Origin of the sequence: Streptomyces sp. NRRL S-340 (assembly GCF_000720185.1) — a bacterium.
Taxonomy (GTDB): domain Bacteria; phylum Actinomycetota; class Actinomycetes; order Streptomycetales; family Streptomycetaceae; genus Streptomyces.
On record NZ_JOIY01000025.1, the window covers coordinates 37,888 to 63,264 of the forward strand.

20 protein-coding genes and 1 pseudogene are annotated in these 25,377 nt (G+C 73.5%); 12 read left to right on the forward strand and 9 right to left on the reverse strand.

The window, feature by feature from the left end; genetic code table 11:
* The first annotated feature begins 42 nt into the window (after nucleotides 1–42).
* The 3 genes from IG64_RS20250 (at nucleotide 43) to dnaK (ending at nucleotide 4,830) form a co-directional block, all read left to right on the forward strand.
* A complete protein-coding gene (locus tag IG64_RS20250; protein ID WP_199811628.1) occupies nucleotides 43–2,259 on the forward strand; it encodes an alkaline phosphatase family protein in 2,217 nt (738 codons plus the stop codon).
* Between the two features lie 140 nt (nucleotides 2,260–2,399).
* Nucleotides 2,400–2,825, forward strand: coding sequence for an OsmC family protein (locus IG64_RS20255; RefSeq protein WP_037858338.1), 426 nt, complete (start codon nucleotides 2,400–2,402; stop codon nucleotides 2,823–2,825).
* Nucleotides 2,826–2,940: 115 nt separating this feature from the next.
* Nucleotides 2,941–4,830: a molecular chaperone DnaK gene (gene dnaK, locus IG64_RS20260; protein ID WP_037858240.1), complete on the forward strand. Its 1,890-nt coding sequence runs from the start codon at nucleotides 2,941–2,943 to the stop codon at nucleotides 4,828–4,830.
* A gap of 129 nt (nucleotides 4,831–4,959) precedes the next feature.
* Here dnaK and IG64_RS20265 read toward each other — a convergent pair whose 3' ends face one another.
* Complete coding sequence (locus IG64_RS20265) at nucleotides 4,960–5,823, reverse strand: DUF5753 domain-containing protein (protein WP_037858242.1); 864 nt, start codon at nucleotides 5,821–5,823, stop codon at nucleotides 4,960–4,962.
* Nucleotides 5,824–5,875: 52 nt separating this feature from the next.
* Nucleotides 5,876–6,715: a helix-turn-helix domain-containing protein gene (locus tag IG64_RS20270; protein ID WP_037858243.1), complete on the reverse strand. Its 840-nt coding sequence runs from the start codon at nucleotides 6,713–6,715 to the stop codon at nucleotides 5,876–5,878.
* Between the two features lie 40 nt (nucleotides 6,716–6,755).
* Between IG64_RS20270 and IG64_RS20275 the strand changes: the two genes are divergently transcribed.
* The 6 genes from IG64_RS20275 to IG64_RS20300 all read left to right on the forward strand — a co-directional run bounded on the left by IG64_RS20275 (nucleotide 6,756) and on the right by IG64_RS20300 (nucleotide 14,325).
* Entirely contained in the window at nucleotides 6,756–7,865 is a 1,110-nt protein-coding gene (locus IG64_RS20275) for an ADP-ribosylglycohydrolase family protein (RefSeq protein WP_037858244.1), read from the forward strand.
* A gap of 148 nt (nucleotides 7,866–8,013) precedes the next feature.
* The gene (locus tag IG64_RS20280; protein WP_037858246.1) at nucleotides 8,014–8,319 is read left to right on the forward strand and encodes a 4a-hydroxytetrahydrobiopterin dehydratase; all 306 of its coding nucleotides are present in this window, start codon (nucleotides 8,014–8,016) and stop codon (nucleotides 8,317–8,319) included.
* 27 nt (nucleotides 8,320–8,346) lie between these two features.
* A complete protein-coding gene (locus tag IG64_RS20285) occupies nucleotides 8,347–9,099 on the forward strand; it encodes a class I SAM-dependent methyltransferase (RefSeq protein ID WP_037858247.1) in 753 nt (250 codons plus the stop codon).
* Nucleotides 9,100–9,764: 665 nt separating this feature from the next.
* The gene (locus tag IG64_RS20290) at nucleotides 9,765–11,261 is read left to right on the forward strand and encodes a cellulose binding domain-containing protein (protein ID WP_078884110.1); all 1,497 of its coding nucleotides are present in this window, start codon (nucleotides 9,765–9,767) and stop codon (nucleotides 11,259–11,261) included.
* Between the two features lie 118 nt (nucleotides 11,262–11,379).
* Nucleotides 11,380–13,113 (forward strand): glycoside hydrolase family 6 protein, encoded by a 1,734-nt coding sequence (locus IG64_RS20295; protein WP_037858249.1) that lies wholly within the window; start codon nucleotides 11,380–11,382, stop codon nucleotides 13,111–13,113.
* Nucleotides 13,114–13,347: 234 nt separating this feature from the next.
* Nucleotides 13,348–14,325: a class I SAM-dependent methyltransferase gene (locus IG64_RS20300; RefSeq protein WP_037858251.1), complete on the forward strand. Its 978-nt coding sequence runs from the start codon at nucleotides 13,348–13,350 to the stop codon at nucleotides 14,323–14,325.
* 24 nt (nucleotides 14,326–14,349) lie between these two features.
* Here the strand turns inward: IG64_RS20300 and IG64_RS20305 are convergent, their stop codons facing one another.
* From IG64_RS20305 to IG64_RS20320, 4 genes are all read right to left on the reverse strand, one after another.
* Nucleotides 14,350–15,054: a glycoside hydrolase family 75 protein gene (locus IG64_RS20305; RefSeq protein ID WP_037858254.1), complete on the reverse strand. Its 705-nt coding sequence runs from the start codon at nucleotides 15,052–15,054 to the stop codon at nucleotides 14,350–14,352.
* A gap of 189 nt (nucleotides 15,055–15,243) precedes the next feature.
* Nucleotides 15,244–16,080 carry an aldo/keto reductase gene (locus IG64_RS20310; protein WP_037858255.1) on the reverse strand — a complete coding sequence of 279 codons (837 nt, stop codon included), beginning with the start codon at nucleotides 16,078–16,080 and terminating at the stop codon, nucleotides 15,244–15,246.
* Between the two features lie 96 nt (nucleotides 16,081–16,176).
* The gene (locus IG64_RS20315; protein ID WP_037858256.1) at nucleotides 16,177–18,003 is read right to left on the reverse strand and encodes an AMP-dependent synthetase/ligase; all 1,827 of its coding nucleotides are present in this window, start codon (nucleotides 18,001–18,003) and stop codon (nucleotides 16,177–16,179) included.
* Nucleotides 18,004–18,420: 417 nt separating this feature from the next.
* Nucleotides 18,421–19,284, reverse strand: coding sequence for a LysR substrate-binding domain-containing protein (locus tag IG64_RS20320; protein WP_037858258.1), 864 nt, complete (start codon nucleotides 19,282–19,284; stop codon nucleotides 18,421–18,423).
* Nucleotides 19,285–19,490: 206 nt separating this feature from the next.
* On the opposite strand from IG64_RS20320, the gene IG64_RS20325 reads away from it, so the two are divergent.
* Nucleotides 19,491–20,636, forward strand: coding sequence for a bile acid:sodium symporter family protein (locus IG64_RS20325; RefSeq protein WP_234438566.1), 1,146 nt, complete (start codon nucleotides 19,491–19,493; stop codon nucleotides 20,634–20,636).
* A 399-nt stretch (nucleotides 20,637–21,035) separates the two neighbouring features.
* On the opposite strand, the gene IG64_RS20330 is transcribed toward IG64_RS20325, so the two are convergent.
* Nucleotides 21,036–21,953, reverse strand: coding sequence for a quinone oxidoreductase family protein (locus IG64_RS20330; protein WP_037858261.1), 918 nt, complete (start codon nucleotides 21,951–21,953; stop codon nucleotides 21,036–21,038).
* Nucleotides 21,954–22,080: 127 nt separating this feature from the next.
* On the opposite strand from IG64_RS20330, the gene IG64_RS20335 reads away from it, so the two are divergent.
* Nucleotides 22,081–22,524, forward strand: a complete 444-nt coding sequence (locus tag IG64_RS20335; protein ID WP_037858262.1) for a MarR family winged helix-turn-helix transcriptional regulator — start codon at nucleotides 22,081–22,083, stop codon at nucleotides 22,522–22,524.
* Nucleotides 22,525–22,943: 419 nt separating this feature from the next.
* Here IG64_RS20335 and fdhD read toward each other — a convergent pair whose 3' ends face one another.
* Together fdhD and IG64_RS39050 are read right to left on the reverse strand one after the other, a co-directional pair.
* On the reverse strand, nucleotides 22,944–23,792 hold the full coding sequence (gene fdhD, locus IG64_RS20340) for a formate dehydrogenase accessory sulfurtransferase FdhD (protein WP_037858264.1): 849 nt from the start codon (nucleotides 23,790–23,792) through the stop codon (nucleotides 22,944–22,946).
* A gap of 8 nt (nucleotides 23,793–23,800) precedes the next feature.
* A pseudogene (locus IG64_RS39050) lies at nucleotides 23,801–24,184 on the reverse strand (Fe-S-binding domain-containing protein); the annotation flags it as partial.
* Between the two features lie 145 nt (nucleotides 24,185–24,329).
* On the opposite strand from IG64_RS39050, the gene IG64_RS20345 reads away from it, so the two are divergent.
* Complete coding sequence (locus tag IG64_RS20345) at nucleotides 24,330–25,277, forward strand: beta-ketoacyl-ACP synthase III (RefSeq protein WP_037858266.1); 948 nt, start codon at nucleotides 24,330–24,332, stop codon at nucleotides 25,275–25,277.
* Nucleotides 25,278–25,377 lie beyond the last annotated feature (100 nt).

Below are 25,377 nucleotides of genomic sequence, written 5' to 3' on the forward strand. Positions count from 1 at the left end.
TGGTGGCGGCGGGCCGCCAGTCAGGCGGGACGGAGCGTCACGGTGTGGGCCGTCTCCACGGTCACGATGCTGGTGCTCGCCGGGATCCTGCCGGACTTCCGGCTCCAGTCCGCCGACGGCGACAGCGCGACCACCATCGCGGTGACCGCGGCCCTGGGCGCTGGTGCCTTCGGTGTCCTGTCGGCGGTCGTGTGGCCGCTGCTGGTCCGGCTGCTGCTGCTCGTGCCCGCCCTGGTCCTCGGCCTGCTGGTGTTCTTCCTCAACGGCTCGCTGCTCCTGCTCGCCCTGCGCGTCAACCCCTCCGGGCATCCGCAGGCCGCGCCCGAGACCGCGGTCATCGTGGCCGCCGTGATGTCGGCGGTGGCCTCCGCGACCGGCGGCGCCCTCGCCGTCCGTGACGACGACGCCTACCGGCGCCGGCTCCACCGGCTCGCCGACCGCCGCCGCAGACGGCAGCCGCCCTGCTCGACCACGCCCGGCACGGTCGTCGTCCAGCTCGACGGCGTCGGCCACGACGTCCTGCGGGACGCCGTGGACGGCGGACTGATGCCGACCGTCGCCCGCTGGCTCGGCATCAGCGCGGACCGCGGCACCGGTGCGGACACCGGCATCAGCGCGGACACCAGCGCCGGCACGGGCACCGGGACCGGTACCGGCGCGAGCACCCGCACCGCAGCCGGTGCGGAACCCGGTGCCACCGCGACCCGCGCTGCCGCCGCCGCCCGCCCCGCCGCCGCCACCGGCCGTGTCATGGCCGCCGGCCGTCCCCTGCCCGCGCAGCCGCCCACCCACCGCCTCACCCCCTGGCGCACCGACTGGTCCAGCCAGACCGGTGCCAGCCAGCTCGGCATCCTGCACGGCAGCAACCACGACGTCCCCGCCTTCCGCTGGTACGAGAAGGAGACCGGCGAGGTGATGGTGTGCAACCGCCCCGCCGGCGCGGTGGAACTCCAGCGCAGGGCCGTCGAACGCACCCGCGACGGCGGGCTGCTCACCGCCGACGGCGCCAGCCGCGGCAACCTCTTCAGCGGCGGTGCCGACGAACTCGCCCTCGTGCTGTCCGTCTCCGCGCGCCGCGGCCGGGACAACCGTTCCCGCGCGGGCTACTTCGCCTACTTCTCCGACCCCGCCAACGCGGTGCGCACCGCGCTGTCCTTCGGCGCCGAGGTCGTCCGCGAGATCGGCGAGTCGCTCCGCGCCCGGATCCGCGGGCAGCGCCCCCGCGTCTCGCGCGGCGGCCTCTACCCGCTCGTGCGCGCCTTCGCGACCGTCGTGGAACGGGACGTGGTGGTGGCCGCCGTCATGGGCGACCTGCTCGCCGGCCGCACCGTCGTCTACGCCGACCTGGTCGCCTACGACGAGGTCGCCCACCACTCCGGGCCGCACAGCCGGGACGCGGCCAAGGTGCTGCGGCGCCTGGACCGCGCGCTCGCGCTGATCGAGAACGTCGCCGAGCACGCCCCGCGTCCGTACCGGATCGTGGTCCTGTCCGACCACGGCCAGAGTCCCGGCGAGACCTTCCACGCACGTTACGGCCTCACCCTCGGCGACCTGGTCCGGGCCGGCTGCGGACTGCACGTGCCCCGCAAAGCGGGGCGGACCCGCAGCGGCGCCGAGGCACGGGCCGCCGTACGGGCCGCGCTGGGCCGCACCGTCGAGGAGCCGGGCGAGCGGCACACGGGCACGGGCAGCCGCTCCGAGCCCGTCGTGCTGGCCTCGGGCAACCTCGGCCTGGTCTCCTTCCCTGACGTGCCGCACCGCATGAGCCGGGAGGAGATCGACGCCCGCCACCCCGCGTTGCTGCCCACCCTCGCCAACCACCCCGGCATCGGCTTCCTGCTCGTGCGCAGCGAGGAGCACGGCGCGGTGGTGCTCGGCGCGCGCGGCGCGCAGACACCGCTGGCCGGCCTCGACACCGACCCCGGGCCGCTGGCCGCGTTCGGACCCGGCGCGGCCGACGCCGTCCGCCGTACCGACTCCTTCCCGCACACCGCCGACATCATGGTCAACTCCAGTTACGACCCGGCCGACGGCGAGGTCCTCGCCTTCGAGGAGCAGATCGGCTCGCACGGCGGCCTCGGCGGGGCGCAGGGCCGTCCCTTCCTGCTGTCGCCGCTGGTCTGCTCGCCGCCCGCAGCGGACGGCGCGGACCTCGTCGGCGCGGAACAGGTCCACCGGGTGCTGCGCCGCTGGCTGCGCGAGGCAGCCGGCGGCCCCCAGGTGCCCCGCCCGGTCCCGGCCGAGGAGCGGGCCGCCTGACCGCCCCCGGCCCGCAGGAGTCCGGGGCGGAACGCCCCGCGGCCCACGCCGTTCACCGGGTACGTGCCGCGCGGATGTGATCGGATGGGGGCGACGGAACCCGGGAACCGGGCACCTCGGCGAAAGGTATGGAACACACCGTGGCAACCACGCGCACCGCTCACACCGTCTGGGAAGGCAACCTGCTCCAGGGCAACGGCGTCGTCACCTTCGACTCCTCCGGCATCGGCGAGCAGCCGGTGTCGTGGCCGTCGCGCGCCGAACAGGCCAACGGGAAGACCAGCCCCGAGGAACTGATCGCCGCCGCCCACTCCAGCTGCTTCTCCATGGCGCTGTCGCACGGCCTGGCCGGTGCCGGCACCCCGCCCACCAGCATCCGCACCAAGGCCGACGTCACCTTCCAGCCGGGTGAGGGCATCACCGGCATCCACCTGACCGTCGAGGGCACCGTCCCCGGCATCGACGACGACGCGTTCGCCGCCGCCGCCGAGGACGCCAAGAAGAACTGCCCGGTCAGCCAGGCCCTGACCGGTACGACGATCACCCTGGACGCCAAGCTCGCCTGACCCGGCGGGAACGGTCCGCGGCGCCGCGCCCCTCCCGCTCACGCCGGGGCGCGGCGCCTTCGTGTTTTCCCGCCCGCCTGGGTACCCGCAGGAAAGAGGCGGAAAGGGGACGACGATGGCACGTGCGGTCGGGATCGATCTGGGGACGACGAACTCGGTGGTGGCCGTCCTGGAGGGCGGCGAGCCCACCGTCGTCGCCAACGCGGAGGGCGCGCGGACCACCCCGTCGGTCGTGGCGTTCGCCAAGAGCGGCGAGGTGCTCGTCGGCGAGGTCGCCAAACGGCAGGCGGTGACGAACGTGGACCGCACCGCCCGCTCCGTCAAACGCCACATGGGCGACGCGCACTGGCGCTTCCCCGAGCAGGGATCCGTCGACGGCACCCGCTACCGGGCGCAGGAGCTGTCCGCGCGGGTGCTGCAGAAGCTGAAGCGGGACGCCGAGGCCTACCTCGGTGAGGACGTCACGGACGCGGTGATCACCGTGCCCGCGTACTTCGACGACGCCCAGCGGCAGGCGACGAAGGAGGCCGGGGAGGTGGCCGGCCTGAAGGTGCTGCGGATCATCAACGAGCCCACGGCCGCCGCCCTCGCCTACGGACTGGACCGGGGCGAGGAGCAGACCGTGCTCGTCTTCGACCTCGGCGGCGGCACCTTCGACGTCTCCCTGCTGGAGATCGGCGACGGAGTCATCGAGGTCAAGGCCACCAACGGCGACACGCACCTGGGCGGCGACGACTGGGACCAGCGGATCGTCGAGCACCTGGTCAAACGGTTCAAAGGGCAGTACGGCATCGACCTGGGCAACGACAAGATGGCGGTGCAGCGGCTGCGCGAGGCCGCGGAGAAGGCGAAGATCGAGCTGTCCTCGTCGACGGAGACCTCGGTCAACCTGCCGTACATCACCGCCTCCGCCGAGGGCCCGCTGCACCTGGAGGAGAAGCTCACCCGGGCCCAGTTCCAGGAACTCACCGCCGACCTGCTGGAGCGCTGCAAGAAGCCCTTCCACCAGGCCGTGGACGACGCGGGCGTCAAGCTCTCCGCCATCGACCACGTGATCCTCGTCGGCGGCTCCACCCGGATGCCCGCCGTCACCGGCCTGGTCCGCGAACTCACCGGCAAGGACCCGCACAAGGGTGTCAACCCCGACGAGGTGGTCGCCGTGGGCGCAGCCCTCCAGGCGGGTGTGATCCGCGGCGACGTGAAGGACGTCCTGCTCCTGGACGTCACCCCGCTGTCCCTGGGCATCGAGACCAAGGGCGGCATCATGACGAAGCTGATCGAGCGCAACACGACGATCCCGACCCGGCGTTCGGAGATCTTCACCACCGCGACCGACAACCAGCCCTCGGTCGGCATCCAGGTCTACCAGGGCGAACGCGAGATCGCCGCGTACAACAAGAAGCTCGGCGTCTTCGACCTCACCGGGCTGCCGCCCGCCCCGCGCGGGGTGCCGCAGATCGAGGTCGCCTTCGACATCGACGCCAACGGGATCATGCACGTCTCCGCCAAGGACCTGGCCACCGGCCGCGAGCAGAAGATGACCGTGACCGGCGGCTCCGCCCTGCCCAAGGACGACATCGACCGCATGATGCGCGAGGCGGAGCAGTACGCCGAGGAGGACCGCACCCGCCGAGAGGCCGCCGAGACCCGCAACCAGGCGGAGCAACTCGTCTACCAGACCGAGAAGTTCCTCCGCGACAACGGCGACCGGATACCGGCCGGGACGAGGAGCGAGGTCGAGTCGGCCGCCGCCGAGGTGAAGGGCCTGCTGGAAGGCGACACGGACACCACCGCCCTGCGCACCGGCGTCGACAAGCTCGCCGCGGTCAGCCAGAAGATGGGGCAGGCCATGTACGCCGAGGCCGCCCAGGACCGCCCGCACCCGGCGGACGACGGCGAGGGCACGGGCCCGCACACCGGCACGCAGGAGGAGGGTGTGGTGGACGCGGAGATCGTCGACGAGGACCGGGACGAGCGGAACCCCAGGGGCGGAGGAGCAGCCTGACCCGGCCCGTGAAGAAGCGTGAGAACTCGGCGAGGGAGCGCGGGAAGAAGGGCGTGCCGCCCCGGCGGAACAGGCGGACGGGCGCGGTCTCGGAGCCGGGCATGCGGTGACCGCTCCTCGGTCGTCCGGTCAGTAGCTCTCGCGGCACTCCCGCAGCAGCTGCCGGGTGCGTTCGGCCGTGGCGGCACGGGCGATCATGTGGTCGAGGACCTCCAGGTGCGCGGAGACCTCCTTGCGCGAGTCCAGGTACAGCGCGCCGGTCAGGTACTCGGTGTAGACCAGGTCGGGCAGCTCCGGCTCGGCGAAGCGGAACAGCGAGAACGGCGCGTACGTCCCCGGATGCGGGCCGTCCGCGAACTCCGCGACCTGCACCGTCACCCGGTCCCGCTCGGTGAACTCCAGCAGCTTGTCCAGCTGCCCGCGCATCACCTCGCCGCGGATGCTCACCGGCCGCCGCAGCACCGTCTCCTCGATGATCACCCACAGGTGCGGCGGGTCCGGCCGCTCCAGCAGCGCCTGCCGGGCCATGCGCAGCGACACGTGCCGCTCGATCGCCTCCGGGCCCCTCTGCCCGACCGTGCCGGCCTCCAGCACGGCACGCGCGTACTCCTCCGTCTGCAGCAGACCCGGCACGAAGTGCGGCTCGTAGGAACGGATCAGCCGGGCCGCGCCCTCCAGGCTCACGTACAGGCTGAACCACTCCGGCAGCACGTCGTGGTACCGCTGCCACCAGCCCGGCTCGTTGGCCTCCTCGGCCAGCCGCACGAAGGTGGCCGCCTCCTCCTCGTCCACCCCGTACGTCGCCAGCAGCACCTGCACGTACGGGATCTTCAGCGAGACCTCGGCCAGCTCCATGCGCCGCACGGTCGCGGCGGCCACCCGCAGCACCCGGGCGGCCTCCTCACGGGTGAGACCGGCCGCGTCGCGCAGCTCCTGCAGCCTCCTGCCGAGCACCACCTGACCCACGGTGGGCGCGGGCCGCCGCTCACTCACGCCACGCCTCCCCACGCGCGCCGACATCCGCGCAGCAGTGTGTCACACCCGGTCAAGGCATCATCGAGTGAAGGTACTTCACGGTCGCCGGGTCGGCCGGCAGGAACGTCTCGATCGCCAGCTCCGCCACCGTCACGTCCATCGGCGTGTTGAACGTGGAGATCGAGGACACGAACGACAGCACCTGGCCCTCGTGCTCGATCCGCATCGGCAGCGCGAAGTACGGCGCCTCGCCGGCCTCCTCCTCCCGCACCGCCCCCGCGGCCGCCTCCGGCAACGGGTAGCCCGCCACCTCCTCGTACAGCTCCCGCAGCGCCGGCGAGCGGTGCAGCGCGATCTGCCGCTCCATCTGCGCCAGCAGATGCCCCCGCCACTCGCGCAGATTGCGGATGCGCGGCGCCAGCCCCTCGGGGTGCAGGGTCAGCCGCATCGCGTTCAGCGGCGGGACGAGCAGCTCCTCGGGAACACCCTCCAGGAGCATCGCCACACCCCGGTTGGCCGTCACCACGTCGTACACCGCGTCGACCACCAGCGCCGGATACGGCTCGTAGCCCCGGATCAGCCGTTCGAGGCCCTCGCGCAGCGCGCCCAGCGCCGGGTCGTCCAGCGGCGTCTCCGGATAGCGCGGCGCGTAACCGGCCGCCAGCAGCAGCGCGTTGCGCTCCCGCACCGGAACCTCCAGGTGCTCGGCCAGCCGCAGCAACATCTCCTCGCTCGGCCTGGACCGGCCCGTCTCGATGAAACTGATGTGCCGGGCCGAGGAGTCGGCGCGCAGTGCCAGCTCCAGCTGGCTGATCCGCCGCCGCTCCCGCCAGGCCCGCAGCAGCGGACCCGCGCCGCGGCCCGCGGGGGCGGTGGGAACCCGGACGTCACCGGTCGCGAGAATGGTCATGCGTACGACCGTAGTCGAACCGACGTGGAGGAGTGGGCGCATGAGCGAGCTGTGGAAGCCGTCCGGGGAGGCGACGGCCGTGTACCGGGCCAGGGTGCGCGGCTGTCTGCTGGGCGGGGCCGTCGGGGACGCCCTCGGCTACCCGATCGAGTTCAACGCCCTGGACCGCATCCGCGCCACCCACGGCCCGCGCGGCCTCACCGGCCTGGTCACCGTCTCGGCCGACGCCGGATCGGTCGCCCTGATCAGCGACGACACCCAGATGACCCTGTTCACCGCCGAGGGCATCCGCCAGGCCCAGCAGCACGGCCACGGCCCCCGCCTGGGCAGCGGCGGCTTCCGGATGGTGCGCTGGGCCTACGAGCGCTGGCTGGAGACCCAGCGCCGCACCGGACCGCAGGAGAGCGAACTCGCCCGGCCCGCCGGCGGCGACTACGAGGGCCCGCGCGGCGGCCTGGTCACCGAGGCCTGGCTGTACTCCCGCCGCGCGCCCGGCAACGCCTGCCTGTCCGGGCTCGCCCTCGACCTCGTCCCCGACCCGGCCGCCGTGCTCGGCCCGCCCGGACCCATCAACCCCGACTCCAAGGGCTGCGGCGCCGTGATGCGCTCGGCGCCCTTCGGCCTCACCGGCGCCACCCCCGAAGAGGCCTTCGACAGCGCCGCCCGCTGCGCCCAGATGACCCACGGCCACCCCACCGGCTACTACGCGGCCGGTGCCTTCGCCGCGCTCATCGCCTGCCTCGTCGCCGGCGACTCCGTCGAGGGCGCGGTGCTGCGCGCGCTGCGCCTGCTCGGCCGCCACGCCGGCCACGAGGAGACCAGCGCTGCCCTCACCCAGGCGCTCGACCTGGCCGCCGAGGGCACCCCGAGCGCGGAACACGTCGAACGGCTCGGCGCCGGCTGGGTCGCCGAGGAGGCGCTGGCCATCGGCGTCTACGCCGCCCTCGCCGCCTCCGGCGTCGAGAACGCCCTGCTGCTGGCCGTCAACCACTCGGGCGACAGCGACTCGACCGGGTCGGTCTGCGGCAACATCCTCGGCGCCCGTCACGGCGACCACGGCCTGCCGCACAGCTGGGTGGAGCGCGTGGAGGGGCGGGCACGGATCGCCGCGCTGGCCGACGACCTTGCGGCCGGATCCCTCCCCGGGTGAGCGCGGGCCCGCGTCCGGCCCGGGACCCGGCGGCCTTCCTGTGGCAGGCTGAACAGCGCAGGCCGACCGGGCGCCCGGCCCGGCGCGCCCCGCACACCGTCACCACAGGCGCGCGCCGCCCGGCGGCGCCCAGGAAGGGAGCCGGCCCATGCCCGTCGCACCGCTGTCCCAGAAGGAGATCGAGGACCGGCTGGCGGAACTGCCCGGCTGGTCCCTCGACGGGGACCGCCTCACCCGCTCCTACCGGCTCGGCTCGCACTTCGCGGCGACCGCGATGGTGGTGCACATCGCCCAGGTGCAGGAAGAGCTGGACCACCACTCCGACCTGACCCTCGGCTACAACACCGTCTCCCTCGCCGTGAACACGCACAGCGCGGGCGGCGCCGTCACCGAGCTGGACTTCCGGCTCGCCCGCCGGGTGCAGGAACTGGCCCCGGTCCACGGAGCGCACTGAACCGGACCGGACGGGGCGGGGGACCGCGTGCTGGACTACGACCAGGAAGCCGAACGCTACGACAGCGCCCGCGGCGGCGAACCCCGGGCCGCCGCCGCGGCCGGGGCGGTCCTCGGCCTGCTGCCCGCGGACGTCCGGGAACTGCTGGACACCGGCTGCGGCACCGGCATCGTGACCCGCCGCCTCGCCGCCGGCCGGCCCGCGGCCCGGGTGACCGGCGTGGACCTGGCGCCGGCCATGACCCGCAGGGCCGCCGAGCGCCTGCCTGGTGCCGTCGTGCGCGCCGACGCCCGGCGGCTGCCCTTCCCCGACGGCCGCTTCGACGCGGTCACCAGCGTCTGGCTGCTCCACCTCGCCCCGAGCGACGCCGACGCGCGCGCCGTCGTCGCCGAGTGCGCCCGCGTGCTGCGCCCCGGCGGGGTGTACGTCACCACGGTCGGCAAGGCCGCCGCGCACAACGTGGGCAGCGACATCGACGCCGTGCTGGCCTCCCGGCCGCCCAGTCCCGCCCGGGACGCGGACGGTCTCGTCACCGGGTACGCGGCCGCGTACGGCCTGGTACCGGCCGGGGCGGCGGAGTTCCGCGGCGCCGGCCAGGGCCGCAGCCCCCGCCGTACCATCGCCGACCTGCGGCGCGGCTGGTTCATGACGCTGCCGCCGGGCGGCCCGCTCGCCGACGCCTTCGCGGCCCGGCTGGCGGCCCTGCCCGACCAGGACCGCCCGCGCCCCGACCCGGTCTTCCGTCTGCGCGCGTACCGCAGGGCGGCGGTCACGGGCTGAGTCCACGACCGGGCGACCGGCGAGGGGCGACCGGAAGCCGCACCGCCCCGCGCGCCGTACCGCGCGGGGGCGCGGAACGGGAGGACGTTTCCACGGCCCGGGGCCGGTCCGCGCCTCGGCGTGCGTGAGGCGCGGACCGGCAGGCGGGCCGCACCTCGTCGGCGTGTGCGGGGCGCGCGCCTGGACCGGCACGCGCCCCGTGCCGTACGCGGAGCCGTCAGCGGGGACTTGGGCGAGTGGCTCCGCGTACGAACCCATGGCCGGGGCGCCGTCCGCCCCGGTCCGGAACCGGTCGTGCCGCGCGGGGCGGCGCGCGGCGCCGTCCGTCAGGTGGGTGCATGAACGGTCCCTCTCCTTGCGGCTCGGAAGACGGGGGAGGAGCGGGGAGGAACGGGGAGGTGGAGCGGGGCTGCGGGGGAGGTGCGACAAGACCTGACCAGTGGGAGCGCTCCCATAGTGCGGACCTGTCAGGGAACGGTCAAGTCCTTGAGGGGTCGAAAAAGATTCCGGCCCCTCCGGCGGGCCGGGCCCGGGGAATTCCGCCGAAAGTCAGGAAGCCCCCTGGCCTTCACCGGCGCTTGGCGCTACCTTCACTCGCACCAGTGGGAGCGGTTCCATCAGTCGGCGCGTCCGCCACGACGCGCCCGGTCTGCAAGGAGTCGCTCATGCGACACCCCCCGCGTTCAGTGTTTTTAGCCGCCACCGGAGCGGTCGCGCTCGCCGCGAGCGTGGTCGTCCCGGTGGCCTCGGCGCAGGGCGCCGCCCCCGCGTGCACGGTGGAGTACTCCGTCACCGGACAGTGGGGCACCGGCTTCCAGGGCGCCGTCACCCTCACCAACAACCGTGCGCCGCTGACCGGCTGGCGTCTGACCTTCGACCTCGCCGACGGCCAGGAGGTCACCGGCGGCTGGAACGCGAAGTGGTCCCAGTCCGGCACGGAGGTGACCGCGCGGAACGAGAGCTGGAACGGCTCGCTCGGCACAGGCGCGAGCGTCGGCGCCGGCTTCCTCGGCACCTCGCCGGGGAGCGGCCCCGCACCGGCCGTGTTCCGGCTCAACGGGGTCACCTGCAACGTCGACCCGGATCCGTCCGCACCGCCGACGGACCCGACCGGCCCGCCGACGGACCCCCCGCCGGCCGGTGACGGCCGGGCACCCGCCCTGCACGTGAACGGCAACCGGCTCGTCACCGCCGACGGCACCCCGCGCCGGCTGCTCGGCGTCAACCGCTCCGGCGGCGAGTTCATGTGCGTCCAGGGCCGTGGCATCTTCGACGGTCCCGTCGACGACGCCGCCGTCGAGGCGATCGCCGGCTGGAAGGCGAACGCCGTCCGCATCCCCCTCAACGAGGAGTGCTGGCTGGGACTTTCCGGCGTGGACCCCGCGTACGCGGGCGAGCGGTACGTCGACGCGGTCAAGCAGCTGGTGGCCCGTGCCGAGGCGCACGGCATGACCCCGATCGTCGAACTGCACTGGACCGAGGGCCAGTACACCGGGAACTCGGCGGGCTGCTCCGACGTGCACGCCACCTGCCAGAAACCGATGCCCGACGCCCGGTACAGCCCCTCGTTCTGGTCGTCGGTCGCCGGTGCCTTCAAGGACGACCAGGCCGTCGCCTTCGACCTGTTCAACGAGCCCTACCCGGACCGTGCCACCTCCAGCGCCGCCGACGCGTGGACGTGCTGGCGCGACGGCGGCACCTGCCCGGGCATCGGCTACGAGGTGGCCGGCATGCAGGACCTGGTCGACGCCGTACGCGGCACCGGGGCGAAGAACGTGATCCTGGCCGGCGGGCTCGCCTACTCCAACGACCTGAGCCAGTGGCTGACCCACCGGCCCGAGGACCCGGCGGGCAATCTGGCCGCCGCCTACCACGTCTACAACTTCAACGCCTGCGCCAGTGAGAGCTGCTGGGACTCCACGCTCACCCCCGTCGCGGCCCAGGTGCCGCTGGTGGCGGGCGAGATCGGTGAGAACACCTGCTCCCACGGGTTCGTGGACCGGGTCATGAAGTGGTTCGACGACCACAACCTGTCCTATCTCGGCTGGACCTGGAACACCTGGGACTGTTCCTCCGGCCCGTCCCTGATCAGCGACTACGGCGGTACGCCCACGGCGTACGGCGCCGGGCTGCGCGACCACCTGCGCGCCCTCGCCCCCTGACTCCCCTCCCGCACCACCGGCACAAGAGCACCACCGGAACACCGGCACAGCAGCAACACCGGCACAGCAGGCATCCCAGCAGGTCAGTCCTTCCCTTCTACAGGAGGATTCCCCACTCATGAGCCGCAGCAGAACAGCGATGCTCGCCGCCCTGACCCTCGTCGCCGGGGGCACGGGCATGGCGCTCACCGCCGCACCCGCCAGCGCCGGCGCGGCCGCCGCACCCTGCACCGTCGACTACCAGGTGCAGAACCAGTGGAGCACCGGCTTCACGGCCGCCGTCACCGTCACCAACAACGGCCCCGCCAAGTCGGCCTGGACCCTGAAGTGGTCCTACGCGGGGGACCAGAAGGTCACCAGCGGCTGGAACGCGAAGATCACCCAGAGCGGCGCCGCCGTCACCGCCGCCAACGAGAGCTACAACGGCACCCTCGCCACCGGATCCAGCGCGGCCTTCGGGTTCCAGGGCACCTACAGCGGCACCAACGCCGTCCCGGCCACCTTCACCCTCGACGGCGTGACCTGCAACGTCGACGGGGGCACCACCGACCCGGGCGGCGGCACGACGGACCCGGGCGGCGGCACCACCGACCCGGGCGGCCGGGCCGCCAACCCGTACGACGGCGCCAAGGTCTACGTGAACCCCGAGTGGTCCGCGCACGCCGCCGCCGAACCGGGCGGCAGCCGCATCGCCAACCAGCCCACCGCCGTCTGGCTCGACCGCATCGCCGCCATCGAGGGCGTCAACGGCGGCATGGGCCTGCGCGACCACCTCGACGAGGCCCTCAAGCAGAAGGGCTCCGGCGAACTCGTCGTCCAGCTGGTCGTGTACGACCTGCCCGGACGCGACTGCGCGGCCCTCGCCTCCAACGGCGAACTCGGCCCCACCGACCTCGACAAGTACAAGACCCAGTACATCGACCCCATCGCGTCGATCCTGTCCGACCCGAAGTACGCGGGCCTGCGCATCGCCACGGTCATCGAGCCCGACTCGCTGCCCAACCTGGTCACCAACGCCGGCGGCACCAACACCACCACCGACGCCTGCGTGACCATGAAGTCCAACGGCAACTACGAGAAGGGGGTCGGCTACGCCCTGGACAAGCTCGGCGCCGTCCCGAACGTCTACAACTACATCGACGCCGGCCACCACGGCTGGCTGGGCTGGGACTCCAACCTCGGGCCGTCCGTCACGGAGTTCCTGAAGACCGCGACGAGCAACGGCGCGAGCCTGCACGACGTGGCCGGGTTCATCGTCAACACGGCCAACTACAGCCCCACCAAGGAGCCGTACTTCAAGGTCACCGACAGCGTCAACGGGCAGACGGTGCGCCAGTCCAAGTGGGTGGACTGGAACCAGTACGTGGACGAGCAGTCGTTCGCGCAGGCGCTGCGGGACAAGCTCGTCGCGGCCGGCTTCGACTCCGGTCTCGGCATGCTGATCGACACCTCCCGCAACGGCTGGGGCGGATCCGCGCGGCCGGCCGGCGCCGGACCGCTGACCTCGGTGGACGCCTACGTCGACGGCGGCCGCATCGACCGCCGCATCCACGTGGGCAACTGGTGCAACCAGAGCGGTGCGGGCCTCGGCGAACGGCCGGCCGCCTCCCCGGCCGCCGGGATCGACGCCTATGTGTGGGTCAAGCCGCCGGGCGAGTCGGACGGGGCCAGCTCCGCCGTCTCCAACGACGAGGGCAAGGGTTTCGACCGGATGTGCGACCCGACGTACGGGGGCAACGCACGCAACGGCAACAACCCCTCGGGCGCGCTGCCGAACGCGCCGCTGGCCGGGCACTGGTTCTCCGCCCAGTTCCAGCAGCTGATGCAGAACGCCTATCCGCCGCTGCCGTGACGGGCGGGGCATAGGTGTTCCGCCGGGGCCCGGTCCGGGCGAGGTGCGGCCGTCTGCCCGGCCGCGCCTTCCGGGCCGGGCCCCGGTCCCTTCCGGGGCGCCGGGGTTCCAGGGACGCCTCCTCACGCCGAACAGGGAATTCTGCACGGATTTTTTGCCGTCCCGGCAAGGGAACTGGCCCCGGCGCGGTGTGGCGGCGCACGCTGGCCGCACCGAGACGAGAGGCTGATCACCATGGCGCAGGAGCACCGGGGCCACCAGGGTCCGCACGGGCACGACCCCCAGGGCGGCCACGCGTCCGGCGGACACGAGGACCACCGCCACGGCGACCACGGGTCCGGCGGACACCAGGGCCACCACCACGGCCACGCGGACCTGGACTGGGCCGTGATGGCCCCGCTGCTGGAGTCGCAGGCGGAACTCTTCACCCCGCTGTACCGGCAGGCGATGGACTGGCTGGCCCGGGAGGCGGCCGCCCCCGGTCTGATCGTGGACGCGGGCAGTGGCCCGGGGGTGGTCTCCTGCCTGTTCGCCGAGACCTTCCCGGACGCCCGGGTGGTGGCGGTGGACGGCTCAGCGCCGCTGCTGGAGCGGGCCGCCGCCCGCGCCGCCCGGGTCGGCGTCGCCGACCGCTTCACCACGGTCACCGGCGAACTGCCCGGCGCCCTGTCCGAGCTGGACTACCCGGCCGACCTCCTGTGGGCCAGCAACAGCCTGCACCACCTCGGCGACCAGCGCGCCGCGCTCGCCGCGTTCGCCGAGCGGCTGGCGCCCGGCGGGACCCTGGCCCTGCTGGAGGGCGGTCTGCCCGCCCGCTACCTGCCCCGGGACATCGGCCTCGGCCGCCCCGGGCTGCAGGCCCGCCTGGACGCGGTCGAGTCGGAGTGGTTCACACGGATGCGCGAGGACCTGCCGGACTCCGTCGCCGAGACCGAGGACTGGCCGCGACTGCTGGCCTCGGCGGGTCTGAAGCCCACCGGCACCCGCAGCTTCCTGCTGGACCTGCCCGCCCCGCTCTCGGGACCGGCCCGCGCCTACGTCGCCGCCACCCTCGGCCGGCTGCGCGAAGGGGCGGCGGACGGCCTGGGCGCGGAGGACCGGGACACCCTCGACCGGCTGCTGGACCCCGAGGACGAGGCGAGCGTGCACCGCAGGAAGGACGTCTTCGTGCTGAAGGCGCACACCGTGTACACGGCCGTCCGCACCGGCTGACCCGCCCGCCCCGCCCCGCGCGGGTCAGTTCGCGGCGAGGAACTGCCTGGCGAGCTTGTCGCCGAGGGTCACGGCCGCGCTGTGGCTCTCGATGGGGGACGCCTTCGCGTCCTTGAACAGGATGTACGTCACCCCGGAGTCCGCCCCGCCGGTCTCCGGGTCGGGGTCGATGCCGAGGGCCTTGGCGGTGGCGTACGACGCCTCGCCGATGATCTTGTCCGGTCCGGTGTCGCCGACGACGGCGTACTCGACCTTGTTGCCGTAGACGACGGCGACCACACCGCCGCCCTTGATGCCCGAGTCGGCGTAGTTCCAGATGCCGCTGGAGCTGGGGACCACGACGTAGGGCAGCGACTCCGCCTTGAGCGGCTTGCCGTCGGACTGGTGGAACCTCGTGTCGTCCTGGTACCAGGGGTCGCGGTCCTCGTTGCAGTTGGCGGTGCGCTGTCCGTCGCAGTCGATGTCCATGTCGGCCTTCCAGAACACCGCGCCGTTCTTGCCGCACACGGGGACGGTGGCCGAGGTCTCCTCGTCGGTCCGGTACTTGCCGTTGGAGATCTGCTGGCAGGACTTCACCTTGGCGAGCAGGTCGGCCGCGCTGACCGAGCCCTCCTGGGCGGAGCGGGGCGCGGCGGTGCCGCTCGGGCCGGAGGCGTTGGCGGGGAGGACGCCCGCGGCGAGCAGGGCGGCTCCGGAGGCGGCGGCGAGGGCCAGTGTTCGTATGCGCACGGTGGGGGAACCCTTCTGTTAGGAAACTTTCCTGACCGGGTGCGATACAAGGTGGCCCCTTGGCCATGTGCGCGTCAAGACTGCGGTGCCGGGATCTTCCCCGGCCTCCAGGACACCGCTGGAAAGGCGGGTGCCCCGCCCCCGCCGGGCAGGCGGGGGCGGGGCACCCGGTGCGGCGGGCCCGCCGGCTCAGACCACGTCGAACGTGGCCGGGTCCGGGCCCAGCCGCCGGTCCTCGTTCAGCGCACTGATCGCCGCCAGGTCCTCGTCGTCCAGGGTGAAGTCGAAGACCTGGATGTTCTCCTGGATCCGGGACGGCGTCACGGACTTCGGGATGACGATGTTGCCGAGCTGGAGGTGCCAGCGCAGCACGACCTGGGCCGGGGTGCGTCCGTGCTTCTGCGCGATCGCCACGATCGCCGGGACCTCCAGCAGGCCCTTGCCCTGGCCCAGCGGCGACCAGGCCTCGGTGGCGATGCCCTGCTCCGCGTGGAACTCGCGGGCGGCGCGCTGCTGCAGGTGCGGGTGCAGCTCGATCTGGTTGACCGCCGGGACCACGGACGTCTCGGCGGTCAGCTGCCGCAGGTGCTCGGGCAGGAAGTTGGACGTGCCGATCGCCCGGACCCGGCCGTCGGCGAGCAGCTTCTCGAACGCCTTGTACGTGTCGACGTACGTGCCCCGGGCCGGCAGCGGCCAGTGGATCAGGTACAGGTCGACGTACTCCAGGCCGAGCTTGGCCAGGGACGCGTCGAAGGCGCGCAGGGTGCTGTCGTACCCCTGGTCGCCGTTCCAGAGCTTGGTGGTGACGAAGACGTCCTCGCGCGGGAGGCCACAGGCGGCGATGGCCTTGCCCGTGCCCTCCTCGTTGCCGTAGATCGCCGCTGTGTCGATGCTGCGGTACCCGGCCTCCAGGGCGGTGGCGACCGCGCGCTCGGCCTCGTCGTCCGGCACCTGCCAGACGCCGAAGCCCAGCTGGGGCATCTCGACATCGTTGTTGAGGATGATCGTGGGGACCTGGCTGCTCACGAGCTGTTGATCCTTCGGTTGTCGTCGAAGTGGTACTCCTATGGTCAACGATCACGGGCGTCGGCGCATTCCTGCCCCCCCGTTCCGGCCGGTTCCTCACGCCCGGTACAGCGCCTCGACCTCGGCCGCGTACGCGTTCTCGATCGCCTTGCGCTTCAGCTTCAGGGACGGCGTCAGCAGGCCGTGCTCCTCGGTGAAGGGCTGGGCGAGGATGCGGAAGGTGCGGATGGACTCCGCCTGGGACACCAGCGTGTTCGCGGCGACCACCGCGCGCCGCACCTCGGTCTCCAGATCGGGGTCGTGCACCAGCTCGGCCGGTGTCGGCTTCGGCTTGTTCCGCATCTTCAGCCAGTGCTCGACGGCCTCGTGGTCGAGGGTGACCAGGGCGGCGATGTAGGGGCGGTCGTTGCCGACGACGATGCACTGGGAGACCAGCGGATGGTCGCGCACCCGCTCCTCCAGCACGCCCGGCGCCACGCTCTTGCCGCCGGAGGTCACGAGGATCTCCTTCTTGCGCCCGGTGATGGTGAGGTAGCCGTCCTCGTCGAGGGCGCCGAGGTCACCGGTGGCCAGCCAGCCGTCGTGCAGCGTCTGGTCGGTGGCCTTCGGGTTGTTCAGATAGCCCTGGAAGACGTTGCCGCCGCGCAGCCAGACCTCGCCGTCGTCGGCGATGTGCACGGTGACCCCGGGGATCGGCTGCCCCACGGTGCCGTAACGGGTGCGCTCGGGAGGGTTGGCGGTGGCGGCGGCCGTCGACTCGGTCAGACCGTAGCCCTCGTAGATCTGCACGCCCGCGCCCGCGAAGAACAGCCCCAGCCGCCGGTCCATGCCCGACCCGCCGGACATGGCGTTGCGGATCCGGCCGCCCATCGCCGCGCGCACCTTGGAGTACACCAGCTTGTCGAAGAGCTGGTGCTGCATGCGCAGCGCGGCCGACGGGCCGGGGCCGACGCCCCACGCCTTCGCCTCGATCGCGTCCGCGTACTTCACGGCGATGTCCACGGCCTTCTCGAAGGGGCCCTCGCGGCCCTCGGCCTCGGCCTTGCGCCGGGCCGCGTTGAACACCTTCTCGAAGATGTACGGCACCGCCAGGATGAACGTCGGCCGGAACGCCTGGAGGTCCGGCAGCAGCGCGGCGGCGTGCAGTTGCGGCTGGTGGCCGAAGCGGACCCGGCCGCGGATCGCGGCCACCTCCACCATGCGGCCGAAGACGTGCGCGAGCGGCAGGAACAGCAGCGTGGCCGCCTCGTCCCCCCGGCGGGAGCGGAACACCGGCTGCCACCGGTCGATCACCGTGTCCGCCTCGGTCATGAAGTTGCCGTGGGTCAGGACACAGCCCTTGGGGCGGCCGGTGGTGCCGGAGGTGTAGATCACCGTCGCGACCGATTCCGGTGTCACCGCCTCGCGGTGCCGGTGCACCACGTCGTCCTCGATGTGCGCGCCCGCGTCGTACAGCTCCTGCACGGCCCCCGAGTCGAGCTGCCACAGCCGGCCCAGGCGCGGCAGCCGGTCGATGACGGTGGCGATCGTCATGGCGTGGTCCTCGTGCTCGACGATCGCCGCCGACACCTCGGCGTCGTAGAGCATCCAGAAGCACTGCTCGGCCGAGGAGGTGGGATAGACCGGCACCACCTGGGCGCCGATGGTCCACAGCGCGAAGTCGAAGAGCGTCCACTCGTAGCGGGTGCGGGACATGATGGCGACCCGGTCGCCGAAGCGGACGCCCTGGGCGAGCAGGCCCTTGGCGAGGGCGAGCACCTCGTCGCGGAACTCGGCGGCGGTCACCTCGCGCCACTCGCCCCTGCCGTCCTTGCGGCCGAGCGCGATGCGCCCCGGGTCGTCCTGGGCATGCTGGAACACGACGTCGGCCAGGCCGCCCACCGGCGGTGCCGACGCCGACGGAGGGCTGGTGAACTCGCGCAAACCCCGCTCCCGCTCTCAGTCCGGCTCGGTCCGGTTCGCCTCCGGTGCGCTGGTGACGCTCCGCACAGGCCGTGAAAGCTACCCCACGGGGCCGCGGCCCGGGAGGGGGGCCAAAAGCGAGGGCTGCTCACGTCGGCCCAGGTCAGCGTCGGAAAATACCCGCACATGGGGAAGGGTCGGACAGAATTTCTTACGGTTCAGTAAGTTTCGGTGCCGGTATCTCCACCGAATCTGTACGACCCCTGACGGCGCCGGGGCGGCCGGGACCCGGCGCGGCGCCCGCGCCGCGCCCGCCCCGTGGCCTCCCGCGCGGCAGGTGCGGCCGCCCGCCCCGGCACCGCAGGAGCCGTCCCGGTGCCGACGGCCACCGGCCCGGCCCGCGGCGCCCGGGCCGGGTCAGCGGCGGGCCGGGCCGGGTCAGCGGCGGTGCAGGTGCTCGCCGCCCGCCAGGATCGCCTTGGCCAGGGCGTCGGCCGCGTGCTGGGCGGACGGGCGGTGCCGGCCGTGGACCAGGACGAAGTCGACCCGGCCCAGCTCCGGCAGCCCGGCCCGCTCCGGGACGCGGACCAGGCCGGGCGGGATCAGCCCGCGCGAGTGGGCCATCACGCCGAGCCCCGCACGGGCGGCGGCGATCAGCCCGTTGAGACTCCCGCTGGTGCACGCGACGCGCCACGGGCGTCCCTGCCGTTCCAGGGCCTCGAAGGCGAGCGCCCGGGTGATGCCCGGCGGCGGATAGACGATGAGCGGCACCGGCCGGTCCGGGTCCAGCCGCAGCCGCTCCGTGCCGATCCACACCAGACGGTCCCGCCACACCGGTTCCCCCCGCGGGTCCTGGGGGCGCCGCTTGGCCAGCACCAGATCCAGTTTCCCGGCGGCCAATTGCTCGTGCAGGGTGCCCGACAGCTCCACCGTCAGCTCCAGGTCGACCTCGGGATGCCCGTGGCGGAAGCCCTCCAGGATCTCCGGCAGCCGGGTCAGCACGAAGTCCTCCGACGCGCCGAAACGGAGCCGGCCGCGCACCCGGGTGCCGGTGAAGAACGCCGTCGCCTGCTCGTGCGCCTCCAGGATCCGGCGGGCGAAGCCCAGCATGGCCTCACCGTCCTCGGTCAGCTCGACCGAGTGGGTGTCGCGGGTGAACAGCAGCCGTCCGGTGGCGTCCTCCAGCCGTCGTACGTGCTGGCTGACGGTCGACTGGCGCAGCCCGAGCCGCCGGGCCGCCTGGGTGAAACTGAGCGTCTGCGAGACGGCGAGGAAGGTGCGCAGGTGAGCGGGGTCGTACACGGGGCCCAGGCTAGCGCCCGGTCATCGCGGGACGTGATGACAGTGAGAGCGGTATGACGGATTCCCGATCGCCGGGGGGTGGAGGACGATGGAGCGGGGACCCGTCGGTCTCCCGCCCCGCCGCCGGACGAGTGGACGGGGCAGGACGGACGGTCAAGACGACTGATCAAGACGGATGATCAGGACGGACGAGCAAGTGGAGCACCGTGAAACGCCTGCGCTGGCCGAGCTGGATGCCGATCGACCCGTACATCGTGCTGCTGCTGGCGACGGTGGGCCTGGCCGCGCTGCTGCCGGCCCGCGGCGGCGCCGCCCACGCGGCCTCCGGCGCCTCCACCGCCGCCATCGCCTTCCTGTTCTTCCTCTACGGCGCCCGCCTCTCCACCCGTGAGGCGCTGGACGGACTCAAGCACTGGCGGCTCCACGTCACCGTCCTGGCCTGCACCTTCGTGGTCTTCCCGCTGCTCGGCACGGCCGCCCGCGGACTGGTCCCGGTCCTGCTCGACCAGCCGCTCTACCAGGGGCTGCTGTTCCTCACCCTCGTGCCCTCGACCATCCAGTCGTCGATCGCCTTCACCTCCATCGCCCGCGGCAACGTGCCCGCCGCGATCTGCGCGGGTTCCTTCTCCTCGCTGGTCGGGATCGTCCTCACCCCGCTGCTCGCCGCGGCGCTGCTGGGCAGCAGCGGCGGCGGCTTCTCGGCGCACTCGCTGGTCACGATCGTGCTGCAACTGCTCGTGCCGTTCGTCGCGGGGCAACTGCTGCGGCCGTGGATCGGGGGTTTCGTGGCCCGGCACAAGAAGGTGCTCGGACTCGTCGACCGCGGCTCGATCCTGCTCGTCGTCTACACCGCGTTCAGCGAGGGCATGGTGCGCGGCATCTGGCACCAGGTCAGCCCACTGCGCCTGGGTGCCCTGCTCGCCGTGGAGGCCGTGCTGCTCGCCGTGATGCTCGCCCTGACCTGGTACGGCGCCAAGGCGCTGGGTTTCGGGCGGCAGGACCGGATCGCGATCCAGTTCGCCGGTTCCAAGAAGTCCCTCGCCTCCGGCCTGCCCATGGCGAGCGTCCTGTTCGGCGTCCACGCCTCGCTGGCCGTGCTGCCGCTGATGCTCTTCCACCAGATGCAGCTCATGGTGTGCGCGGTGATCGCCAAGCGCAGGTCGCACGACCCGGAGGCTAACGCTTCGCAGGGGAATGCCCGGGCGGCGGACACCGGCGAGGCGGAGGCACCGGGAGGGGACACCGGTGGGACGGACGCGCCGGACGGGCAGGAGAGCGCGGCACCTGGGAGTGAGCCCGCGGCGTCTCCGGCCCGGCCCGGCGCGGCTGGCGCGGCGCCCCGCCCTCGGTGAGGCCGCCCCGGCGTCCTGTCCTGGGTGAGGCCGCCCCGGTTGTCCCGCGCCCCCGGTGAGGCCGTTCCGGCGTCCCGTCCCTGGCTGGGTGAGGGGGCGCGGCGACGGTTGCGGTGAGGGCGGCGTCCCGTCCTGGGTGAGGCGGGCGCGGCGAGCGGGCGCGGTGAGGCCCCCACGGCGGTCCCGCCCGTGGCTGGGTGAGGCGAGCGCGGCGCCCCGCCCTCGGTGAGGCCGCCCCGGCGTCCTGTCCTGGGTGAGGCCGCCCCGGTTGTCCCGCGCCCTCGGTGAGACGGGCGCGGTGAGGCCGCCCCGGCGTCCCGCCCTCGGTGAGGCCGCTCCCGGCGCCTCGCCCCGGTGAGGTCGTGGCGATGCCGTCCCGGTGACCGTCGCGGGCTCCGTTCAGGGCCGCAGCACCACCTTGCCGAGGTTGCGGTGTCCCTCGATCGCCTCGTGCGCCCGCGCCGCGTCCTGGAGCGCGAACTCCGCGTGCACGGCGGGCCGCACCATCCCCTGTTCGAACAGCCGCCACAGCTCCAGCCGCCACCGCTCGTACAGCCCGGGCTGTTCGCGGGCGACGCGGGCCATCTGGAAGCCGGTCACCGACCTGGCACCGACGAGCAGGTCGTACGCCCGGATCGTCCCGCCGCCCGAGCTGTAGGCCACCAGCCGTCCGCCCGGGGCGAGCGCGGCGACCGCCGGGGTCAGGAGGTCTCCGCCGACCGCGTCGAGGACGCAGTCGACCGGGGCGCCCCAGTCGTCGTCGCCGTAGCGGACCACCTCGTCGGCCCCGAGGCTGCGGACGAAGTCCGCCTTGGCCGGGTCGGACACCGCCGCCACGACCCGGGACGCGCCCCGCACCCGGGCGAGCTGGACCGCGAGGTGCCCCACGCCGCCGGCCGCCGCCGTCACGAGCACCGACTCGCCCCGCCTCAGCCGTGCGGCGTCCAGGGCGCCGAGGGCGACGAGGCCGCTGCGGACCAGGGCGACCGCCTCGGTGAAGGAGGCGCCGCCGGGCACGGGGGAGGCCATGGCCTCGTGCAGCAGGGCGAAGTCGGCGTAACCGTGCGCGAAGCAGAGTCCGGTGACGCGGTCGCCGGGCCGGAAACGGGTGACGTCCGCGCCGACGGCCGTCACCTCACCGGCGACCTCCCCGCCCAGCGGGATCGGCTCGGCGGCCTCGGTGACCTTGCGGACGACGGGCAGGGTGACCCCGACGGCCGCACAGCGCACGAGGACTTCCCCCGGACCCGGCTCGGGCACGGGCACCTCTTCGACGAAAAGGGGGCCACCGGTCGATTCGTACCGCACGCGGCGCATCGCACCTCCACAGACAGGAAGGTCGGGAGGGGGCAGGTCCGCCGCGCTCACCGAAGATTCGTTGGGAGGTCCAACGGTAATCCGAGTTCATTGGGAAGTCCAACGGTTTTTTCGCTAGGCTGCCGTCATGTCCGACGCCGAAGCACCCCTCGCCGAGATCCGTTCCCTGCCCAGCTGGCTCCTCGGCCGGGCCGCCGCACGGGGGAGGGGGCTGGTCGCCGAGGCGCTCGCCGCGGAGGGGCTGAAGATGTGGCACCACGTGGTGCTCTCCGCGGTCCGCGACCTCGGCCCGGTCGCCCAGGCCGACCTCGGGCGCGGTGTGGGGCTCGACCCCAAGGACCTGGTCGGCGTCCTCAACGACCTGCAGGCCGCCGGTCACGTGCTGCGCGAACCCGACCCCGCCGACCGGCGCAAGAACGCGGTCTCCCTCACCGCACAGGGCGCCCGGCTGCTGGCACGCTGCGAGCTGGCCGCCCGCGAGGCCAACGCGACGCTGCTCGCGCCGCTGTCGCCGGAGGAACGCGACGTCTTCATGGACCTGCTGGTCCGGGTGTCGGACACCAGGGAGTGACGGCCGCGCGGACACCCTGCGTCAACGACGTCCGTGCCCGGTGGCCGCGGGACGCGCACCCGGGCACGACCGTGGTGCGCAGGTCAGAAAGCGGCGAGGCGTGCGTCGCGGAGCGACGCGGCGCGCACTCCGGGGCGTAGGCGCCGGGGCGGCAGGCCGAGCGCCCGCCGCCGGGGCGGTACGCCCGGTGCGCGCCGGCGCCTACGCCCGGCTTGGCGGTGGGCGGTGGGCCGGCACGTCGGAACGCGGGCGGCGGCGCGTACGCCGGGACGCAGGGGTCGAATGGCGCGACGGGGCCCTGCGGAGGAGGGGGTGCTTACCCGCGGCCGGGCCTCGTCGCTGTGTCGCGGGAGGGGCCGCCGTCGTGTCGCGGGAGGGGGCCCTCGCCGGGCGGCCCGCGGGCCGCCCCGGACCACCCCTCAGCCCTGGGCCGCCGGGGTCCGCAGGGCGATGCGCTCCTCGCCCGCGTACACGTTCATGGAGGCGCCCCGCAGGAAGCCCACCAGGGTCAGTCCGGTCTCCGCGGCCAGGTCCACGGCCAGCGAGGACGGTGCCGAGACCGCCGCCAGGACCGGGATGCCCGCCATCACGGCCTTCTGTGCCAGCTCGAAGGAGGCCCGGCCGGACACCAGCAGGATCGTGCGGGACAGCGGCAGGTCGCCGTTCTGCAGGGCGCGGCCGACCAGTTTGTCGACCGCGTTGTGCCGGCCCACGTCCTCCCGTATGTCCAGCAGCTCACCGTCCTCGGAGAACAGGGCCGCCGCGTGCAGGCCGCCGGTCCGGTCGAAGACCCGCTGGGCCGCGCGCAGCCGGTCGGGCAGGCTCGTGAGCAGGCCGGGCGTGACGCGCACGGGAGGCTCGTCGGCGATCGGCCAGCGGGCCGTCGTACGGACCGCGTCCAGGCTGGCCTTGCCGCACAGGCCGCAGGAGGAGGTGGTGTAGACGTTGCGTTCGAGGGTGATGTCGGGCAGGACGACGTCCGGCGCCGTCCGCACGTCCACCACGTTGTACGTGTTCGCCCCGTCCGCGGTCGCGCCGGCGCAGTACACGATGTTGACCAGGTCCGACGCCGCGCCCAGCACGCCCTCGCTGACCAGGAAGCCCGCGGCCAGCGCGAAGTCGTCGCCCGGGGTGCGCATGGTGATGGCGAGCTGCCTGCCGTTGAGCCGGATCTCCAGGGGCTCCTCGGCCACCAGCGTGTCCGGGCGGGCGGAGACGGCCCCGTCCCGGATGCGGAGCACCTTGCGTCGTTCCGTGACTCGTCCCATTGTCCTGATCAGCCCCGGTTCTGTGCGTGCTGGTAGCCGAAACGGCCCTTGATGCAGAGTTGCCGTGGGCCACCGGGCCGTCGTGCGGCGAGGTGACCTCGACGATCTCATTGTCCTGCACGTGGAGCGTGAGGCTGCAGCCCACTCCGCGGTACGCGCACACCGGGGCCGTCTCCGTCTGCCCGGACTCGTCCCAGGTACCCGCCGTCCGCACGTCGAACTCCGACCGGCACGACAGCGGGCCCGTGGGGGCACGCTTCGACGCGGTCGCCGCAGTACGCACACGCCGGGTCGGGCAGCGCAGCGTCGTGCTCCGCGGCGATCCCGGCGTCGAAGCCGCGCCCGGCGACGGGGACCGCGAACGTGTTCCGCCACCGCTCGCCGCACGCGTCGTGCGTGCACGTCCGCGCGGACCCGGGCCTGACGGAAGGCGACAAGGCGAGCGGGTGTTTCCTGTGGCTTCGCCTGCCGTCCTACCCGTGGGTCACTGATCAGACTGGTGAACCCGCAACCCAAGGCAACGAGGGGGACCCTCCCATGAACGGCTCGCGCATCGCCGCCGTCGGCCACTACCAGCCCGCCAAGGTGCTCACCAACGAGGACCTGGCCGCCCTGGTCGACACCAGCGACGCATGGATCACCAGCCGCGTGGGCATCCGCACCCGGCACATCGCCGGGCCGGACGAGCCGGTCGACGAACTCGCCGCGCACGCCGCGGCGAAGGCGCTCGCGGCCGCCGGGCGCACGCCGGCCGACATCGACCTGGTCCTGGTCGCCACCTCCACGGCCGTGGACCGTTCCCCCAACACCGCCGCCCGCGTCGCGGCCCGCCTCGGCGTCCCGAGCCCCGCCGCGATGGACGTCAACGTCGTGTGCGCCGGCTTCACCCACGCGCTGGCCACCGCGGACCACACCGTGCGCGCGGGGGCCGCGACCCGCGCCCTGGTCATCGGCGCCGACAAGATGTCCGACGTCACCGACTGGAGCGACCGCACCACCTGCGTCCTCGTCGGCGACGGCGCCGGGGCCGCCGTGGTCGAGGCCTGCGCGCCGGGCGAGAGCGCGGGAATCGGGCCGGTGCTGTGGGGTTCCGTGCCCGAGATGGGACACGCGGTACGGATCGAGGGCACGCCCCCGCGGTTCGCCCAGGAGGGCCAGAGCGTCTACCGGTGGGCCACCACCCGCCTGCCGCCGCTCGCCCGGCAGACCTGCGAGCGGGCGGGCATCGCCCCCGAGGACCTCGCCGCCGTCGTCCTGCACCAGGCGAACCTGCGGATCATCGAACCGCTCGCCGACCGGCTCGGCGCGGCCGGCGCGGTCGTCGCCCGCGACGTCTGCGAGTCCGGCAACACCTCGGCCGCCAGCATCCCGCTGGCCCTGTCCAAACTGATCGAGCGGGGCGAGGTGCGGACCGGTGACCCGGTGCTCCTGTTCGGCTTCGGCGGCAACCTCTCCTACGCGGGGCAGGTCGTGCGCTGCCCGTGAGGCGCGGGCCGGTCGGGAGCATCACCGGCGGCCCGGGGAACCCGGGCGAACAGGGCGGCTCGGCGACCCGGGCGGCGGGGACGGGTGCACGGGCCGGATG

Bases quoted from the DNA above. Each gene is read 5' to 3' on its own strand.
- IG64_RS20345 (WP_037858266.1), top strand. From the start codon at position 24,330: ATGAACGGCTCGCGCATCGCCGCCGTCGGCCACTACCAGCCCGCCAAG.
- dnaK (WP_037858240.1), top strand. From the start codon at position 2,941: ATGGCACGTGCGGTCGGGATCGATCTGGGGACGACGAACTCGGTGGTG.
- IG64_RS20330 (WP_037858261.1), bottom strand. From the start codon at position 21,953: ATGCGCCGCGTGCGGTACGAATCGACCGGTGGCCCCCTTTTCGTCGAA.
- fdhD (WP_037858264.1), bottom strand. From the start codon at position 23,792: ATGGGACGAGTCACGGAACGACGCAAGGTGCTCCGCATCCGGGACGGG.
- IG64_RS20300 (WP_037858251.1), top strand. From the start codon at position 13,348: ATGGCGCAGGAGCACCGGGGCCACCAGGGTCCGCACGGGCACGACCCC.
- IG64_RS20335 (WP_037858262.1), top strand. From the start codon at position 22,081: ATGTCCGACGCCGAAGCACCCCTCGCCGAGATCCGTTCCCTGCCCAGC.
- IG64_RS20290 (WP_078884110.1), top strand. From the start codon at position 9,765: ATGCGACACCCCCCGCGTTCAGTGTTTTTAGCCGCCACCGGAGCGGTC.
- IG64_RS20275 (WP_037858244.1), top strand. From the start codon at position 6,756: ATGAGCGAGCTGTGGAAGCCGTCCGGGGAGGCGACGGCCGTGTACCGG.
- IG64_RS20280 (WP_037858246.1), top strand. From the start codon at position 8,014: ATGCCCGTCGCACCGCTGTCCCAGAAGGAGATCGAGGACCGGCTGGCG.
- IG64_RS20270 (WP_037858243.1), bottom strand. From the start codon at position 6,715: ATGACCATTCTCGCGACCGGTGACGTCCGGGTTCCCACCGCCCCCGCG.
- IG64_RS20295 (WP_037858249.1), top strand. From the start codon at position 11,380: ATGAGCCGCAGCAGAACAGCGATGCTCGCCGCCCTGACCCTCGTCGCC.